16 protein-coding genes and 1 pseudogene are annotated in these 15,796 nt (G+C 30.1%); 10 read left to right on the top strand and 7 right to left on the bottom strand.

Annotated features, from left to right (window positions below; translation table 11 throughout):
- Positions 1 to 76 precede the first annotated feature (76 nt).
- Positions 77 to 712 carry a flavodoxin family protein gene (locus ACJDU8_RS23615; protein WP_406794634.1) on the bottom strand — a complete coding sequence of 212 codons (636 nt, stop codon included), beginning with the start codon at positions 710 to 712 and terminating at the stop codon, positions 77 to 79.
- A gap of 190 nt (positions 713 to 902) precedes the next feature.
- Between ACJDU8_RS23615 and ACJDU8_RS23610 the strand changes: the two genes are divergently transcribed.
- From ACJDU8_RS23610 to ACJDU8_RS23600, 3 genes are all read left to right on the top strand, one after another.
- Positions 903 to 1,493: a TetR/AcrR family transcriptional regulator gene (locus tag ACJDU8_RS23610; protein ID WP_406794633.1), complete on the top strand. Its 591-nt coding sequence runs from the start codon at positions 903 to 905 to the stop codon at positions 1,491 to 1,493.
- A gap of 195 nt (positions 1,494 to 1,688) precedes the next feature.
- Entirely contained in the window at positions 1,689 to 1,937 is a 249-nt protein-coding gene (locus ACJDU8_RS23605; RefSeq protein WP_479723078.1) for a hypothetical protein, read from the top strand.
- 396 nt (positions 1,938 to 2,333) lie between these two features.
- Positions 2,334 to 2,522, top strand: coding sequence for a hypothetical protein (locus ACJDU8_RS23600; protein ID WP_406794632.1), 189 nt, complete (start codon positions 2,334 to 2,336; stop codon positions 2,520 to 2,522).
- Between the two features lie 25 nt (positions 2,523 to 2,547).
- Here ACJDU8_RS23600 and ACJDU8_RS23595 read toward each other — a convergent pair whose 3' ends face one another.
- Both ACJDU8_RS23595 and ACJDU8_RS23590 read right to left on the bottom strand, forming a co-directional pair.
- Positions 2,548 to 3,306 (bottom strand): DUF4931 domain-containing protein, encoded by a 759-nt coding sequence (locus ACJDU8_RS23595; protein WP_406794631.1) that lies wholly within the window; start codon positions 3,304 to 3,306, stop codon positions 2,548 to 2,550.
- A gap of 291 nt (positions 3,307 to 3,597) precedes the next feature.
- A pseudogene (locus ACJDU8_RS23590) lies at positions 3,598 to 3,699 on the bottom strand (YciI family protein); the annotation flags it as partial.
- Positions 3,700 to 3,881: 182 nt separating this feature from the next.
- On the opposite strand from ACJDU8_RS23590, the gene ACJDU8_RS23585 reads away from it, so the two are divergent.
- A complete protein-coding gene (locus ACJDU8_RS23585) occupies positions 3,882 to 4,622 on the top strand; it encodes an HAD-IA family hydrolase (protein WP_406794630.1) in 741 nt (246 codons plus the stop codon).
- A 420-nt stretch (positions 4,623 to 5,042) separates the two neighbouring features.
- On the opposite strand, the gene ACJDU8_RS23580 is transcribed toward ACJDU8_RS23585, so the two are convergent.
- The 3 genes from ACJDU8_RS23580 to trpB form a co-directional block, all read right to left on the bottom strand.
- Positions 5,043 to 6,464 carry an aldehyde dehydrogenase family protein gene (locus ACJDU8_RS23580; protein WP_406794629.1) on the bottom strand — a complete coding sequence of 474 codons (1,422 nt, stop codon included), beginning with the start codon at positions 6,462 to 6,464 and terminating at the stop codon, positions 5,043 to 5,045.
- A 143-nt stretch (positions 6,465 to 6,607) separates the two neighbouring features.
- Positions 6,608 to 7,399, bottom strand: a complete 792-nt coding sequence (gene trpA, locus ACJDU8_RS23575) for a tryptophan synthase subunit alpha (RefSeq protein ID WP_406794628.1) — start codon at positions 7,397 to 7,399, stop codon at positions 6,608 to 6,610.
- Positions 7,392 to 8,579 carry a tryptophan synthase subunit beta gene (trpB, locus tag ACJDU8_RS23570; RefSeq protein WP_406794627.1) on the bottom strand — a complete coding sequence of 396 codons (1,188 nt, stop codon included), beginning with the start codon at positions 8,577 to 8,579 and terminating at the stop codon, positions 7,392 to 7,394. Before trpB ends, trpA begins: the two co-directional genes overlap by 8 nt.
- Before the next feature lie 112 nt (positions 8,580 to 8,691).
- Here trpB and ACJDU8_RS23565 point away from each other — a divergent pair, with 112 nt between their 5' ends.
- From ACJDU8_RS23565 to ACJDU8_RS23545, 5 genes are all read left to right on the top strand, one after another.
- Entirely contained in the window at positions 8,692 to 9,636 is a 945-nt protein-coding gene (locus ACJDU8_RS23565) for a sugar-binding transcriptional regulator (RefSeq protein WP_406794626.1), read from the top strand.
- Between the two features lie 309 nt (positions 9,637 to 9,945).
- Positions 9,946 to 10,812, top strand: a complete 867-nt coding sequence (locus tag ACJDU8_RS23560; RefSeq protein ID WP_406794625.1) for a GNAT family N-acetyltransferase — start codon at positions 9,946 to 9,948, stop codon at positions 10,810 to 10,812.
- A gap of 35 nt (positions 10,813 to 10,847) precedes the next feature.
- Positions 10,848 to 11,096 carry a helix-turn-helix domain-containing protein gene (locus ACJDU8_RS23555; protein WP_406794624.1) on the top strand — a complete coding sequence of 83 codons (249 nt, stop codon included), beginning with the start codon at positions 10,848 to 10,850 and terminating at the stop codon, positions 11,094 to 11,096.
- A gap of 134 nt (positions 11,097 to 11,230) precedes the next feature.
- Positions 11,231 to 11,899, top strand: coding sequence for an epoxyqueuosine reductase (locus ACJDU8_RS23550; RefSeq protein WP_406794623.1), 669 nt, complete (start codon positions 11,231 to 11,233; stop codon positions 11,897 to 11,899).
- 143 nt (positions 11,900 to 12,042) lie between these two features.
- Positions 12,043 to 13,074 (top strand): 1-aminocyclopropane-1-carboxylate deaminase/D-cysteine desulfhydrase, encoded by a 1,032-nt coding sequence (locus ACJDU8_RS23545; RefSeq protein ID WP_406794622.1) that lies wholly within the window; start codon positions 12,043 to 12,045, stop codon positions 13,072 to 13,074.
- A 155-nt stretch (positions 13,075 to 13,229) separates the two neighbouring features.
- Here the strand turns inward: ACJDU8_RS23545 and ACJDU8_RS23540 are convergent, their stop codons facing one another.
- Positions 13,230 to 14,438: a MerR family transcriptional regulator gene (locus ACJDU8_RS23540; RefSeq protein WP_406794621.1), complete on the bottom strand. Its 1,209-nt coding sequence runs from the start codon at positions 14,436 to 14,438 to the stop codon at positions 13,230 to 13,232.
- Positions 14,439 to 14,719: 281 nt separating this feature from the next.
- On the opposite strand from ACJDU8_RS23540, the gene ACJDU8_RS23535 reads away from it, so the two are divergent.
- Positions 14,720 to 15,634, top strand: a complete 915-nt coding sequence (locus tag ACJDU8_RS23535; RefSeq protein WP_406794620.1) for a bifunctional helix-turn-helix transcriptional regulator/GNAT family N-acetyltransferase — start codon at positions 14,720 to 14,722, stop codon at positions 15,632 to 15,634.
- Positions 15,635 to 15,796 lie beyond the last annotated feature (162 nt).

Genomic DNA, 15,796 nt, shown 5'->3' with positions numbered 1-15,796 from the left:
TGTTAAAGTTACCCTTTTTGCTTAAAATAATTTCATTTTCTTTTCATCTTCTTCTTGACATATTACCAAATTGCTCTTAACGAATAAAATTAGTAAATATTTTTTCTTCCCTTTCAGGTTTCTTTACAATTCCTTCACCGTTTTCTATCAGTTTCATAAGCCATGCCATATTTTTACCAAGTATCCTCATTATTTGAACTCCTTCTTCATCCTGCATTGCTTCACCTGGCGTTGTCCCATTAATAACATTCCAGTAATTTGAAGTAGCCATAAACATTTCAGAATGATTAATGTAGTTATTTAACTGGTCGAAGGTTGGAATTCCACCTGTACGTCTTACTGCTACAACTGATACACCAACTTTATGTCTTAACATACTATCATTGGCTTCTGCCACACGAAAAGCCCTATCTAGAAATGATTTCATTGTTCCTGCAATGGATGAATAGTGAACTGGTGATCCTAAAATTATTCCATCGGTTTCTTTCATCTTCTCAATCCATTCATTAACTGGATCGGTAGTAATAACACATTTTCCATTTTTATTTTTTGTACAATTTTTACAAGCAATACATCCCCTAATAGATTTATTTCCTACATGAATTATTTCTGTTTCTATACCTTCTCTCTCAAGTTCATCAATAACTATTTTTATCCCATGATAAGTATTTCCTGCTTTAGCAGGGCTTCCATTAAAAGCTACAACTTTCATTAAAAATTCCTCCTTTTTATAACCTTAATTTTTTTGCACTATAATAATTGAAGCTCATATAAATACTGAACGTTTAGTTTACATTTATATAATATACCAAACGTTCAGTATTGTAAAGTGTATTTTTTTAATATATAATATACGTATAGTTTTAAAATTAATTTATACTAATACAAGGAAGGTATTCATAATGGATAAAAAATTAGGGCGTCCTCGTTGTGAAAAAACAAAAACAGATATTCTTACTGCTTCATATGACTTATTAATTGAAAATGGATTTGGGGCAGTAACCGTTGAAAAGATTGCTGAAAGAGCTGGAGTTAGCAAAGCTACTATTTACAAATGGTGGCCAAATAAAGCTGCTGTTGTTATAGATGGTTTCTTAAATGCTACTAATGTGAAGCTTCCAATACCTGATACAGGGTCAGCTATTGATGATATGTTCACTCAAGTCAATAATTTTGTAGAATTTCTAATGAGCAGAAAAGGAAATGTAATTACTGAAATAATAGCTGAAGGGCAGTTTGATCCAAAGTTAGCTGATATATATCGTAAAGCATATTTTAAGCCTCGCCGAAATATTTCAAAACAAATTTTGGAGCGTGGAATTTCAAGGGGAGAATTAAAAAAAGACCTGAATATAGAGTTGAGTATTGATTTAATTTGGGGACCTGTATTCTATAGATTATTGATAACTGGGGAAATACTTGATGATATTTTTGTAAGAAACTTAATAAACTATATATTTGAAGGAATCAAAGTAAATTTTCAGAAAGGATAAGAGTTGAAAAAGTTTATATAGATAATAAATAGTAATAAGTAGTGAGAGCAGTCATTAAAAAAAAGGGGAAGACTGAGTCTTAAGGAAGCTAATGAACTATTTCAAAAGGCAGAAAAAGAAATTAGGAAATTAAAGGAGGAAATAGGATATGGATATGACAAGGTAAGGGTGCTAATAAAAACTCCAGAGGGAGAGATGTTTGGATTTAGGTATGATATAGAATATAGTTATGCAGAAGACCTAATGGATTTTTGCAGTAAGCGATTTCCTATAGCAACTTTAAATAAATATCTAAGGGAAGAGATAACAGGATTAAAGGAAAATGATTTAATTCTTGACAAAGAAAGCAGTATAAAATTAATCACTGGAATAGGAATTATGGGAATAGCTATTTTACTAATTGACGCTATTTTCAGTTTTGAAATAAAGTCTTTATTGGAGTAGGAAGTGGTTTGGCATTTTTACACTGATTTTTATGCCAATAGTTTATTTCTCTATAGTCATAATAAATCATAGAAGATATTGATTGACTTTAAATTAAAAGAAATAGGAGTGGAGGGAGAAAATAATATGACTGTACAGCATTTAGATGGCACTATAGTGGAGTATGTTGAGCATAAGAACAATAAATAGGATTTATGTAACAAAATTTTATATAACAAATTTTCAAGAAGGGATATAGATGATGCATTTATTACATTTGCAGCATCAATACTATGTACTCCTTCACTAAAACATTCAAGTGCTTACGCCTTACTATTATTTTGCTGATTAATTGTGATTCTACAGTATTTAAACAATAGTATTTGCAATAAGTTTTATTAAGGGGAGAGAAAGAGTATGTTTATATTTGCTATTATAGATTCAATATTTTTATCCTTAGTTATAATTGCTGGGGGGTTTTTATGTAAAAGTATAGCCGATGAAAATCCACGTAATGGTATAGGAGATTTAAAACAAACAATTGAATCTATTACCGATTTACTACTTGGCGTTGTAAACAGCTATGGTCATATCTCTACAGCATAATATTTTTGTAAACTTTGATTATACACTAATATAATCTTTGTACTTCATTAACAATTCTGTTTATTTGATCTGATACTTGAGAAATAGAGAATCCTATAAATAATGGTGAAGTAATAAACCTTGGAGTTATTTTGCATAGTATTTTATTTTTCCAATTGTAAAAAAATATATTGAAGCTATTGCATTTTGGTTGAAAATCATTTAATATGTATCGAACAATAATTTGAATATTATCAGCCATAATATTTAGATTACTAATATTGTCTATTATAATATTAAATTCTGTAAAATTAGCTTTAGGTTTTGTAGAAATATTTATTAACCAACTATCTCCTTTTTCTATTGTTATCCCTTCAAAAAATTCATCTCTTAAATATTCTGTATAGTCTATATATTTTAATCCAATAATTTGCATATGTGGGTGCTTAATGCTTCCACCTGAATAAATGCCATGATTTTTATAGAAAATAACAGATTTAAATTCACCAGTTTTATCCATGTTCATCCATTTTTTTACCCCGAAATTTATTAGACTTCTCATATGTTCTTTAGTATATAGCGATATATTAGAATCACAATTATCTGATTCTATTAGAACTGTTTGGAGTGTATCTTCTAATGTATTATATTTATTTTTTACAAATATAAATTGTCCCTTAATATCTATAATATCTGTTAAGTTATTTTTATCACAAAAGGGACAAATAGTACTTTTATTAGTGATACTATTTGGTTTATTTTTACTTATATTAGATATAAATTTTAAAGTTCTATTAGATTCCATGCTATTTAAATCCTTTCAATAGTATTTTTATTATTGAATCTATAATTATTATTTTATTATGTACTTATCAAAAAGACAAATAAAATTCTAAGAATTCTATTTTCTATTTTTAACTTCCACATTTTAGAGTTCTTACTTCATATAATAGCTTGAAAATATAGTGGTTTCCACTATTATGGTATAATTATTCCATCAGTTTAATATCATTTTAAATAACCTATATACTAATATCGGACCAAAGTAAATACTACTATTTAACTTTTACTTTTCAGTGAGAATGCATATGCTCATATTACAAAGTATGATTCCGCCAGTACGTGGATTTTTTCTTCTAGAACAAATGAATTTTTTGGCGTTATAGTATTTGTCTAAAAAAGACATATGACTAGGCACATATTAAAAGCAATTATTAATAAAGTGTTGTAAACACTTCCTAAGCTATTACCAGCTTAAATCTGTTATAATGTAAGTAATATAACTATTATTTTATTCAAGTTATTGAAGTTACTTTGCTTCTGGTTATATAGATAATGGTATTAGGTCAAATATATTGATTAAATAGGATGGGAAGTTTAATGTTAAAGAAATCATTAATGTTTAATAAGAAAAAAATCAAGGCGATTCTAATGGATTCTGGTAAAGTATTGAATAAACCGGTAACAGGTAGTTGGTTTATAACACCTAATTTTTTTGATTATGTAGATAAGAAACAGTTTAATTTACTAAGTGATTCCCAAATAAGGAAAGCACTTAGTAAAGCAGGTAAGTACATTAGTAATCAGAATTTAATTATAAGTGAAGAGGATGAATACAAACATTTTCTTGAATACTATGATATATTTTCAAAGTCTTTGCCACAATTGAAACTAAAAGACAAGGATGTACAAGCTATTACTAAGGATCTGGTATATAATTATAACAAATATGTATTTTTCGAAGATGCAGTTAACCTTGTACCTAAATTAAGTAAAAAATATAAATTAGCAGTTGTATCAGATGCATGGCCTTCACTTGAAAAGGTATTTATAAATGCTAATTTAAGAGATTACTTTTCATCTTTTGTTATATCCTCAATAAAGGGAGTAACTAAGCCTAATGAACTAATGTACAAAACAGCACTTCAAGAGTTAGATGTTTCTCCTGAAGAAGCTATATTTATTGACGACATCATAAGAAATTGTGATGGTGCAATAGACCTTGGTATTAATTCTTTTGTATTGTGTAGAGATTGGAGAGTATATTTATATACCAAGTTTACTCATAGAAATTATAATGTAATTAAAAGTTTATATGATATTGATAAACTACTAAAATAGGTCCGTTTCTTATAATTACTAGGAAAATAATTCTATAAATATATGGAAAGTACACGATGAAATACTTACCGAATTTCTTTAATGTGGTATTTACTAGTTTACAACTATAATCATGGTTTTAAATATTTTTTTAATACACTTGCTTATTTACAAGAAGAAAGACATTTATTATTAACTTTTGCTGATGATTATAAAGCATATAAAGCACAAACTCCAAGATATTTATTACTCTAATAATTCTGACACAACATTTTTATGAAGTGGCGTAAGTGTAATTAATTATGTTTTAAGCACAATTTAAGCTTAGGTGTGAAAATACTAAGCTTAAATAAGTATAAGGCTGTTTATTTCTTTAGAATATATAAGGTATCACTAAAAAATATGAAATTTACTTACTACTTACGTGAGATAATTTATGTATTAAAAATATTTTATTAACATTTCGATTATATAATTAGTAGCTTTAGTAAATGGCGGATAGCACAGTGTCATTGTTGACTTTTTTGCTTGTTTAAGATATGAACGCTCATGAGTAAATGCTCTAAACCCCTCATATCCATGTGTTTTCCCTAAGCCACTATTACTTACACCACCAAATGGCATTTTAACATTTGCTACGTGCAGCACCACATCATTTATTACAGTATCTCCAGAATCAATCTTTTTTAATAGACTGTTTGTAACATTGTTATCTTGGCTAAAGATGTAAAGGGCTAAAGGCTTAGGTTTTGAATTTACGTATTTTACTACGTCATCTATATTATTATAAGTTATTATAGGTAATACTGGTCCAAATATTTCTTCCTCTAATATTTTACAATCTGTAGGTATATCTGTAAGTATTGTAGGTGAAATATAATTGTCAGTTTCATCATAAAATCCTCCAAAGTTTATCTTTGCTCCCTTAGATACAGCTTCATCCACTAATTCTTTTATTCTATTATAGTGGTTTTTATTAATTATTCTGCAATATTTCATATTTTTTGCATTATTGATATTACCGTAATATTGTGTAGTATATTTTATATAAAATTTTATAAACTCTTCTTTTTTACCTTCTGGGATAAATAGATAATCGGGAGCAACACAAATTTGACCTGCATTTAAGCATTTTCCCCAGGCTATTCTTCTTGCTGCTATATCTAAGTCTGCAGATCTATCAATGATTACTGGTGATTTACCTCCAAGTTCAAGAGTCACATTAGTAAGATTTTTTGAGGCAGCACTCATAACCATTTTCCCTTTAGAAGGACTTCCAGTAAAGAATATATTATCGAAGGGTTTTTCAAGTAGTGCTTCACATACTTTATCGTCTCCCTCAAATACAGCTACTTCATCTTCGCTAAATATCTCAGAAAGCATTTTCTTTATACATGCTGAAGAAGCAGGACTAAGTTCTGAAGGTTTTACTATAACACAATTTCCTGCTGCAATAGCAGAAACAAGCGGATCTAGTGTCAATAGAAATGGAAAGTTCCAGGGAGACATAATCAATGAAATACCGTATGGTTCATGTCTTATACGGCATTTGGTCCCAAAGAAACTTATTGGAGTTTTTATTTTTTTATCTTTCATCCATTTATGCAAGCTTTTGATTGTATGCCTGATTTCAGATGCAACTGGATAAATCTCTGTCATAAGTACTTCTTCCTCTGGCTTTCTGAAATCATCATACATTGCATTTATAATATCTGTCTTATGGTTCAGTATGCAATTATTAAGTTTCTTTAGTTTTTCAATTCTATCCTTAGCAGTGCTTTCTCTAAGTTTTTGTTTATTATTCATTTGGAGATTAAAAACTTTGGTAATTTCTTTTTCTAACACAAGTGCATCATAATCCATTTTTTATCCCACCCTCTTATAACACACTATTTAGTATTCTGTAAAGTGTAGTTGAATCCTGCCCCAATATGCTAATATATTAAATTTTTCTACAAATGTTAAAGACAAAATAATAATTATATTGATAGGATTGTACAATATAATTACCTATTCAATTCTTCCTTAAATGTAGTTATATATTCCTTTATTTTATGAATATCATAGTTGCTTTCTTTCATAATATTCATGAAATGTGAACCAACAATGCATCCATCAATAATTTCTGTATATGCCTTCACATCTTTTGCTGTGCGAATACCGAATCCCATCATAATTGGTACTTTTGATATGCTTTTAACCTTTTTAAGATAATTTTTAACCTCTTTATGGAAGTCTGCATCTTGTCCTGTTACTCCCATAGAAGAAACACAATATACAAATCCCTTTGCCTCCTTAACAATCATTGGAATTCTTTCCTTTGAAATAGGTGACACTAATGGAATTAAATATGGTGGGTTTTCTTTTTTTTCTGTGAATTCTTTTATTTCAAATGTTTCTTCAAATGGGAGATCTGGAACAATCATTCCGTCGACACCGCATTCTATACATTTATTTACGAAGTTTTCAACACCATAATATAAAATTGTATTGTAATATAACATAAAAACTATAGGAATTTCACATTCTTTTCGAACTTCCTTAACAAGCTTAAATGCTTCTTTAAGGTTTGTTCCATTCTGAATAGATCTATAAGAAGCCTCTTGAATAACAGGACCATCAGCTGTTGGATCTGAAAATGGAATACCAAGCTCAATGATATCAATGCCTGCTTCCGCCTGAACTTTTATAAGCTCTCCTGTTTTTTCCATGTTGGGAAGACCGGATGTCATATAGGTAATAAAAGCTTTTTTATTTTTCTTTTGTAAATCTTTAAATTTTTTTTCAATTCTATTCATCTAAATCCCCTCTATTCTCAATATATTTTGCAATGGTATTAACATCCTTATCACCACGTCCTGACAAACAAACCACTACAATATCATCGCTTGTAAGTGTCTTACAAAGTTTAGGAAGATATGCTAAGGCGTGGGCGCTTTCAATGGCTGGTATAATTCCTTCCATTTTGCATAATTCCAAAAGTGCTTCCATTGCTTCTGTATCTGTTACACTATCATATGTAACACGTCCTATACTATCGAGATAAGCATGTTCCGGTCCTATTCCTGGATAATCAAGACCTGCTGAAATAGAATATGCTAAATTAATATTTCCATTTTCATCTTGTAAAAGATATGATCTCATGCCATGTAATACTCCAACCCTTTTTTCTGACATTGCTGCTGCATGATGTCCCGTTTTGATTCCCTTTCCTGCTGCTTCAATACCATATAATTTTACATCCGACTTATCAATAAATTCAGCAAACATTCCAATTGAATTAGATCCTCCTCCACAGCATGCTACAACGGCTGAAGGCAGTCTTCCTTCCTTTTCTAAAATTTGCTTTTTAGCTTCTTTACTAATAATGCTTTGGAACTTCTTAACCATTTCAGGATATGGATGTGGTCCAAGTGCAGACCCCAAAACATAAAATGTATCCTCAGCTTCCTTTGACCAAGTTCTAATAGCCTCGTTTGTGGCATCCTTTAATGTGTTGCTTCCAGAGGTTACTGGAATAACTTTTGCACCAAGCATTTTCATTCTCAAGACGTTGAGCTTTTGTCTTTTGATATCCTCTGTTCCCATATATACCTTACATTCCATATTAAATAAAGCAGCACCCGTTGCAGTAGCAACCCCATGTTGTCCTGCACCTGTTTCTGCAATAACTTTCTTCTTTCCCATACGTTTTGCTAAAAGGATTTGTCCAATAACATTATTAATCTTATGAGCACCTGTGTGGTTTAAATCTTCTCTTTTTAGATATATTTTAGGACCATACTTTAGACTGAGCTTCGAAGCAAGATATAAGGGATTTTCTCTTCCTACATAGTCCTTCATATAATAATTGTATTCCTTCCAAAATCTAGGATCATTTGCAGCCTCATTATAGGCATTCTCCAACTCTTTTAATGTGTTCATAAGAGATTCAGAAACATATTGTCCACCAAATTCTCCATATTTTTTATTTTGCATACTCTCATTCCTTTCTTTTATAAATCTCTTTACTTTATAGTAATATAGTATTAAAATATATTTCAATCATCGAAATATATTTCGCTTGTAAAAGCACAAAGGAGAGATAAGTATGGCAATATATGACAATAAACGTCTTGTTATAAAAGCATGTAAATTGTTTTATGAAGATAACATGTCACAGAAAGATATTTCTTTATTACTTGGTATATCTAAACCTCAGGTGTGTAGAATGCTTAATTTTGCTAAAGAAAATCATATCATTGAATTTACAATAAATAATCCTTACTTACAGGAATTCCAATTAGAAGAGAGCCTTATAGAAAAATATTCATTAAAAGAATGTTTTGTATTTAATTTTCAGTATCATAATCCAAATGAAGCAATTGACAAATTAGGTCAGTGCTGTGCTGAGCAACTTGATAAATATTTTACTGATAATTCTATTATAGGTGTTATGAGTGGGCGCACCATTGCAGCTATTTCAAATTTTGCACATAAACTCACAAGAGAGGGTTTAGATTTTGTTCCTTTAGTAGGAAATATAGGTTCGAAGGGTCATAAATGGCATGCAAATGTAATTGCTGAAAATTTTGCACACAAAACAGGAGGAAACTATAGCCTCCTTAATGCACCTATTGTTTTCCAAAGCAAAGAAACATGTGCGCTCATAAAAAAAGAACCTTCTATTTCGCAAATACTTACAAAGGGAAGAACATGTAATGTTGCACTTATCGGTATTGGTGAAATAAATTTATCTTCTACTTCTTATCTTTGTGGCGCATTTTCAGAAAATGATATTATTAGACTGAATGCTAAAAATGTTGCTGCATCAGTATGCACTTCTTACATTTCCCAAGATGGCAAAATTATAGATACTGAATTGAATTCACGTTCTATTGGAGTATCACTTAAGGAACTTACTAAAAGCACAACTATTGCATTTTCTACTGGTAAGGAAAAAATTGGGGCAACAAAGGCAGCTTTAAAAAGTGGCTGTATTGATATTTTTATGACTTCCCAAGATGTAGCTGACAAGTTACTTGAATCAAATTAACAATTTTTATAAAAAACAATGCTAATGGTTGAATTTTGAACGAATATTATATATTACATTGAAGTAAAAGGTAATTTAAGGTGGTAGTATGGAGTTTGAAGAAATTGATTTTGCTATATATGATAAAATATCCTTTAAAATATGCCACAGTTGAACTACTTATTTTTCCATTATATACTTAACTTATAGTAATTTAAATACTATTTAATGTAGTAAACTTTTAATGCATTTTACAGAATACAGTGTAGCTTTTTTAATTATTACAAAGATTGTAATTTGGAAGATTAATTTAATGAAAGGTGAAATATAATGAAGAATGGAATGAAATTATTAAAAGAGAATAAGTACGGAGAGATACTTGAACACTTACATAAAATTCCGTACAATATCTTATTTGCAAGAGCTGTACTAGAATCAAAGACTTCTGGAAAAGTATTTGTTGATAATATAGATAAGCCTAAAACTATTTTTATTTCAACTCTCTATGGTATGTCACTGCTCCTTGGAGATACTGAAAATCTAGAGTTTAACACAAGCCTTACTGACTACATGTTAAATACAGATGGTAATAGACAGAGAGCTGAGTGGCTACAGGTTTATCCTGAAAAATGGAATGATAAATTGAAAGAACTATTAAATGGCAAAATAATAAATTATCTAAAAATATCAAATGAATATTCTAAATCACAACTTGAAATTTTGATTGAAAAATATAAAAAAAGCCATCTAATTCAATGGAATAGGGTAAATTTTGAATATAAAAATATTAATAAAGTTGTGAATCTTGAATCTAAGTATAATATAAAATTAATAGATTCCCATATTTATGATCGAATAGAAGGCACAGTAATACCAAAATACTTCTGGAAATCAAAAGAAGATTTTTTATCATATGGAGTAGGATATGCACTGATGGAAGGTAAAGATATAGTATCTATAGCATTTTCCTCATGGAAATCTGAAAATAAACTAGAAATTGGCGTAGAAACATCAGTAAAATATAGATGCAAGGATTTTGCAACAGCTGTTTGTGTGGCCATGTTGGATTATTGTAAAACAAATAAATATTTACCTATATGGGCTTGTAAAAGAGAAAATATCGGATCGTATATGTTAGCAAAGAGTTTAGGTTTTGAGGAGTCTTTTATTCTTCCATATTATGAAATGGTGAAATAAGGTAAAACTACTTAAAGTAATGAATGTTGGTATCCATGTTGATACTGAACCTCCAACTGCTGTATAAAGAGAACCAAGTTCAGATAAAAACTTTCCAATATTGGTTCTATCTGTCACAGGAGGAACTGGCTTATAGATGTGAACTTGACAGAACTTACATAAGTTTGCTGGAAAGGGAAAAAAGGAAACCAACTTTGAATGTTATTTTTAAAATTTGTGAAAACTTAAATATAAAGACAAGTACTTTTGTAAGAGAAATCGAAATGATGATGAATGATAATTAAAATTATATAATTATTTATTGATTTTAAAACTATAGATTTTGATACTTGTGGAGGATTATACATTAATAAATAAAATTAAATGGTAAACTGCTATTAACTATAGTTCAAATGAATTTTAGGGGGGAGTGTAAATTATGGATAGTAATTCTATTAAAAAGCTGGTTCACTCAATTGGTGCTGATGTCTGCGGAATTGCAAGCATAAAAAGGCTAGATAATGTTCCAAAAGGCTTTCATCCGTTAGATATTTATCCTGAAGTAAAATCCATTGTATCATTTGGCAAACATTTTTCAGCAAGTTTATTTGATGCAAATACTAACGTTCCTTATACATTTGTAAAGAACAAATGTGTTGAACTTTTAGACAATATTTCTATTGAACTTACTTTTAAGATTGAATCACAAGGCTACAAGGCAATTCCTATCCCATCGGATGAACCCTATGAATATTGGGACACTGAGAATAAACAAGGTAGAGGAATATTATCCTTAAAACACTTGGCTCAGGCATCGGGTATAGGATGTATTGGTAAGAACACCTTACTAATTAATGAGAAATATGGTAATAGGCTCTACCTGGGAGCAGTTATTACTAATGCAGAGTTAACTTCAGATGATTTATCCAGTAACTTATGTCCTGAAAATTGTAATATTTGTCTAAAGGCATGCCCTCAATCTGCATTAGATGGAACTACAGTAAATCAGAAAAAATGTAGAGAAATATGCGCTTCCATAACTGATGGTGGAGGATTTATATATTCATGTAATATTTGTAGAAAAGTATGTCCATTTGCAAAAATATAATTAATTATTGTTTTAAATTAGCTTTTTAATAAATAGTTAAATTGTAGAGGTAGATTTTTCTGATATGGTTACTATATGGAGTGAAAAAGGCTTAAGTATAGTAATCACATAAGAAAAATTATTAAAAGAGGAGGTTAATAAACATGTTAGTAAAAAGAGAAAAGATTTCATTTTTAGGATTACAGCCGACACCGCTTAACTATCTTCCAACTCTTTCAAAAGAACTAGGAGTGGAACTGTTCATTAAACGGGATGATCTTACTTTGTTTGGTGCAGGGGGAAATAAGCTGCGCAAGCTTGAATACATTCTTTATGATGCTATTCAGAAAGGGGCTACAACACTACTCACTGTGGGTGGAGTACAAACAAACCACGGGCGTCAGACAGCAGCAGTGGCAGCAAAGTACGGCATGAAATGCGTTATTGTATGTGTTGATGAATATCCTGGTGAAATTAGTGGGAATATACTTTTGGATGGCATCTTGAATGCAGAGATTGTTATGAAAAAGAATGATGGCCGTGATAAGGATGTGCAGCTTGCTGAAACCGTAGCAGCTGTCAAAACTAGATATGAAGATGTGGGTGAAACAGTATATGAAATACCCCTTGGAGGTAGCGAAGTAGTGGGAATGATGGGATATTATGAATGTGCAGTAGAAATTACAGCTCAAGCCAAAAAGTTAGGTATTGAAGATGCTACTGTTATAACTGGCGTGGGCAGTATGGGAACTTATTTAGGCCTTTACTGTGGTTTCAAGAATGAAAGTTCGCCTTTGGGACTCATAGGTATCGCTATCCTTCCTTTCACTGACTATCATGATAAGCGAATCGTGGAATATTTTGAACAAGTAAAGAAAGAGTACAATCTTTCCATCGATGCATGCCGTAAGGATTTCAATATTGAAACAGGATATACAAGGGGAGCCTATAACAATCTTGATTCTACTGTTCGCCAGGCTATTTATCGTATGGCAAGGGCGGAAGCTATATTACTAGATCCATGTTATACAGGAAAGGTATTCGCGGGTGTATTGGATATGATTGAAGAAGGACAGATTAATAGAGGTGAAAAGATAATCTTACATCATACAGGTGGTATGCCTGGGCTTTATACCAAACACCACCGTGTGGAATTTGAGAAAGAGCTGATTGGACATGTTACAATCGTGGACTAATTCAAATCAGTGAAATAATACCAGTGAAAAAGAGATGTTTTGATTGGAATAAATTGGGACTAATTGGCGGAATATCACCAGAGTCCACAATTCCATGTTATCATATATGGAGTCCAAAGTGAGGTTGGAGAAAATAATCAATCCTATTATTTAGTTTACTTATTATTTTCAGCATAAAACTTTAGGGCTTCTCCAATAAATTTAGATACACCATTTCCATATTTCTCATCTGTTGCTTTTATAAATTCAGGCTTTGATAAATAAAAATCTGCCATATATCCAAAATAATTTTCTCCTGCATCTACTTTCAAAGCTTCATGCATTTTTCGGCTCTCATTTGCTATTTCAGAAACAATTCGTTGAATCTCTTTTGAAGTAGGATCTTTACTTAAGTTAGATCTAAGCTTTTTATATAGAGTTTCTATTTTAGGTTCATAATCCCCCAAATAAATTTTTAAAGCTTTTCCAATAAATTTAGCTGCACCCTTTCCATATTTCTTATCAATTTCTTCTATCCACGACACACCACTTCCACCATATTTCTTATCAACTTTGTCTATTCCCTTAGGAAATACTAAGTAAAATCGTACCATAGTATACCAATAATAGTCTCCCATATTAGTTTTAAAAGCTTCATAATCTTTTTTAGCTATATTAGTTATTTTACCAGCAATTTGTTGAATTTCATCTGAAGAAGGATCTTTACTTAAGTCAGCTGTAAGTTTTTTATATGGCTCTTTTAATTTGGGATGCTTATCATAAATACAATCTTTTTTAAACTTATCAATTTGTTCTGCTTTAGTTATTAAAATATCATTATTCAAATTTTTCTTCAAAGCTTCAGTGAATTTTTTTATACTTCCATAATGCTTTATAGCATCTTTAGCAATTTCAGCTTCTTTAGATTTACATTTTTTAATAAATTCATCATAATTATTTACACTGCCATAAATTCTAATTACTTTATCCTTATTTTCTTTCTTGAATTCTTCTAATACATTATAATATTCAGTCATGTCAAATTCTTTAAAACTCATCGTATTCGCTCCCTTCAAAGTTTTATTTATGAGCTCTATCAAGCTATTCAATCTATCTCGTTTTAAAATCATTAGCTTTTTATGATTTTCTAGTGCTTTCATCCTATCAAAGTGAGGGCTAGTTATGATTTCTTTAATTTCTTTCAGTGGTAAATCAAGTTCTTTAAAAAACAAGATCTGCTGCAAAGTTTCAAGGGCTCCATCATCATAAATCCTGTAGCCTGCTTCTGTTAATTTAGTTGGTTTTAATAATCCAATTTTGTCGTAGTGATGAAGCATACGCACACTTACGCCTGTTAAATCGGAAACTTGTTTTACTGTTCTCATAATTTTCCTCCAACTTTGATTTTAGAGCTGCCAATATTGCCCGACACTCTGCTGGCTATGAGTTTTAGTTTATATCTTCGAACTCTATTTTTATATTACACTATGACATAATGTTAGGGTCAACATTTTAAAAAAATTTCTAGTCATGGAGAATGTTACTACAATTAACATGGATTATTGAAAATTCAATGTTTAGGTATTTTATAAAACTAATTGACCGAGTCAACCAATTTATTTATACTTATTATTAAAGAACATATAAATTAAATTGGAGTGATTTTATGACAAAAGTAAATGTAATTTCCGAAGTAAGAAATTTCAGTCGTTTTTACACAAATATTTTAGGACTCTTAGACCAAAGTATATTAGATAGTCCGTATTCTCTAACGGAAGTCCGCATACTTTTTGAGATTAATGAAATTGATAAGTGTACTGCCAATACTTTAATTGACAAGTTAGGTGTAGATAAAGGATATTTAAGTAGAATTTTAAATCGCCTGAAATCAAATGAGTTAATTAGCAAAGAAAAATGTTCTAATGATGGACGCTTAAATTTTCTTAAACTGACAGTAACAGGAAAACAGCTTTTAATAAACCTTTCAAAAAAATCTGATATTCAGATTGAGAATCTAATAAATCATCTCAAGAAGGATGAGAAAGAAAAGCTAGTTGATTCAATGAAATACATTATAAAATCATTATCTGATAATAGAAAACTTTTTAAAATTAGAACATACAAATCAAGTGACATAAACTATATTATTAAGAAACATAGAGAAGTATATAAAAATGAATTTGGATTTTCTCATGAATTTGGGGATTATGTTGAAAAATATTTGATTCAATTTGACAGGAGTCATGATGTAGATAAAGGCAATATATGGATTGCAGAAGAAAATAATAAACCTATAGGTATTATAGCCATAGCAAAAGTTGATGACTTAACGGCACAACTTAGATGGTTCCTTATTGAACGTGATGTGAGAAATAAAGGTTTAGGACATATCCTTTTAAATACAGCACTCAATTTCTGTAAAGAAAAGAATTATAACCATATTATTTTGTGGACTGTCAACGTACTTAAAGCAGCTCGTTACCTTTATAAGAGTTATGGATTTAATTTAACTGAATCAATAAATAATACTAATTGGACAGACTGTTTAGTTAAAGAAGAAAGATGGGAGCTTTATTTATAGTACTATTTCCATAAATAAGGATTAATAATTGATAGGTTATATTCAGATATTGTTCAGCAACAAGAGTGGTAAGCTCTTGTTGCTATTTTTTTATTTTAGAATACCACAGGTTTTACCTGTGGTTCCGGAAAGCTTATAGCTATGAGTAGGAAAAAGAAAAAC

Origin of the sequence: Candidatus Clostridium eludens, from assembly GCF_045310515.1 — a bacterium.
GTDB lineage: Bacteria > Bacillota > Clostridia > Clostridiales > Clostridiaceae > Clostridium_B > Clostridium_B eludens.
Note: the sequence above shows the minus strand (reverse complement) of the source record. Positions and strands in the feature narration are given on the sequence as shown.

Excerpts from the sequence above, each read along its gene's own strand:
- ACJDU8_RS23615 (WP_406794634.1), bottom strand. The coding sequence starts at position 712 with ATGAAAGTTGTAGCTTTTAATGGAAGCCCTGCTAAAGCAGGAAATACT.
- ACJDU8_RS23610 (WP_406794633.1), top strand. The coding sequence starts at position 903 with ATGGATAAAAAATTAGGGCGTCCTCGTTGTGAAAAAACAAAAACAGAT.
- ACJDU8_RS23605 (WP_479723078.1), top strand. The coding sequence starts at position 1,689 with ATGTTTGGATTTAGGTATGATATAGAATATAGTTATGCAGAAGACCTA.
- ACJDU8_RS23600 (WP_406794632.1), top strand. The coding sequence starts at position 2,334 with ATGTTTATATTTGCTATTATAGATTCAATATTTTTATCCTTAGTTATA.
- ACJDU8_RS23595 (WP_406794631.1), bottom strand. The coding sequence starts at position 3,306 with ATGGAATCTAATAGAACTTTAAAATTTATATCTAATATAAGTAAAAAT.
- ACJDU8_RS23585 (WP_406794630.1), top strand. The coding sequence starts at position 3,882 with ATGTTAAAGAAATCATTAATGTTTAATAAGAAAAAAATCAAGGCGATT.
- ACJDU8_RS23580 (WP_406794629.1), bottom strand. The coding sequence starts at position 6,464 with ATGGATTATGATGCACTTGTGTTAGAAAAAGAAATTACCAAAGTTTTT.
- trpA (WP_406794628.1), bottom strand. The coding sequence starts at position 7,399 with ATGAATAGAATTGAAAAAAAATTTAAAGATTTACAAAAGAAAAATAAA.
- trpB (WP_406794627.1), bottom strand. The coding sequence starts at position 8,579 with ATGCAAAATAAAAAATATGGAGAATTTGGTGGACAATATGTTTCTGAA.
- ACJDU8_RS23565 (WP_406794626.1), top strand. The coding sequence starts at position 8,692 with ATGGCAATATATGACAATAAACGTCTTGTTATAAAAGCATGTAAATTG.
- ACJDU8_RS23560 (WP_406794625.1), top strand. The coding sequence starts at position 9,946 with ATGAAGAATGGAATGAAATTATTAAAAGAGAATAAGTACGGAGAGATA.
- ACJDU8_RS23555 (WP_406794624.1), top strand. The coding sequence starts at position 10,848 with ATGTTGATACTGAACCTCCAACTGCTGTATAAAGAGAACCAAGTTCAG.
- ACJDU8_RS23550 (WP_406794623.1), top strand. The coding sequence starts at position 11,231 with ATGGATAGTAATTCTATTAAAAAGCTGGTTCACTCAATTGGTGCTGAT.
- ACJDU8_RS23545 (WP_406794622.1), top strand. The coding sequence starts at position 12,043 with ATGTTAGTAAAAAGAGAAAAGATTTCATTTTTAGGATTACAGCCGACA.
- ACJDU8_RS23540 (WP_406794621.1), bottom strand. The coding sequence starts at position 14,438 with ATGAGAACAGTAAAACAAGTTTCCGATTTAACAGGCGTAAGTGTGCGT.
- ACJDU8_RS23535 (WP_406794620.1), top strand. The coding sequence starts at position 14,720 with ATGACAAAAGTAAATGTAATTTCCGAAGTAAGAAATTTCAGTCGTTTT.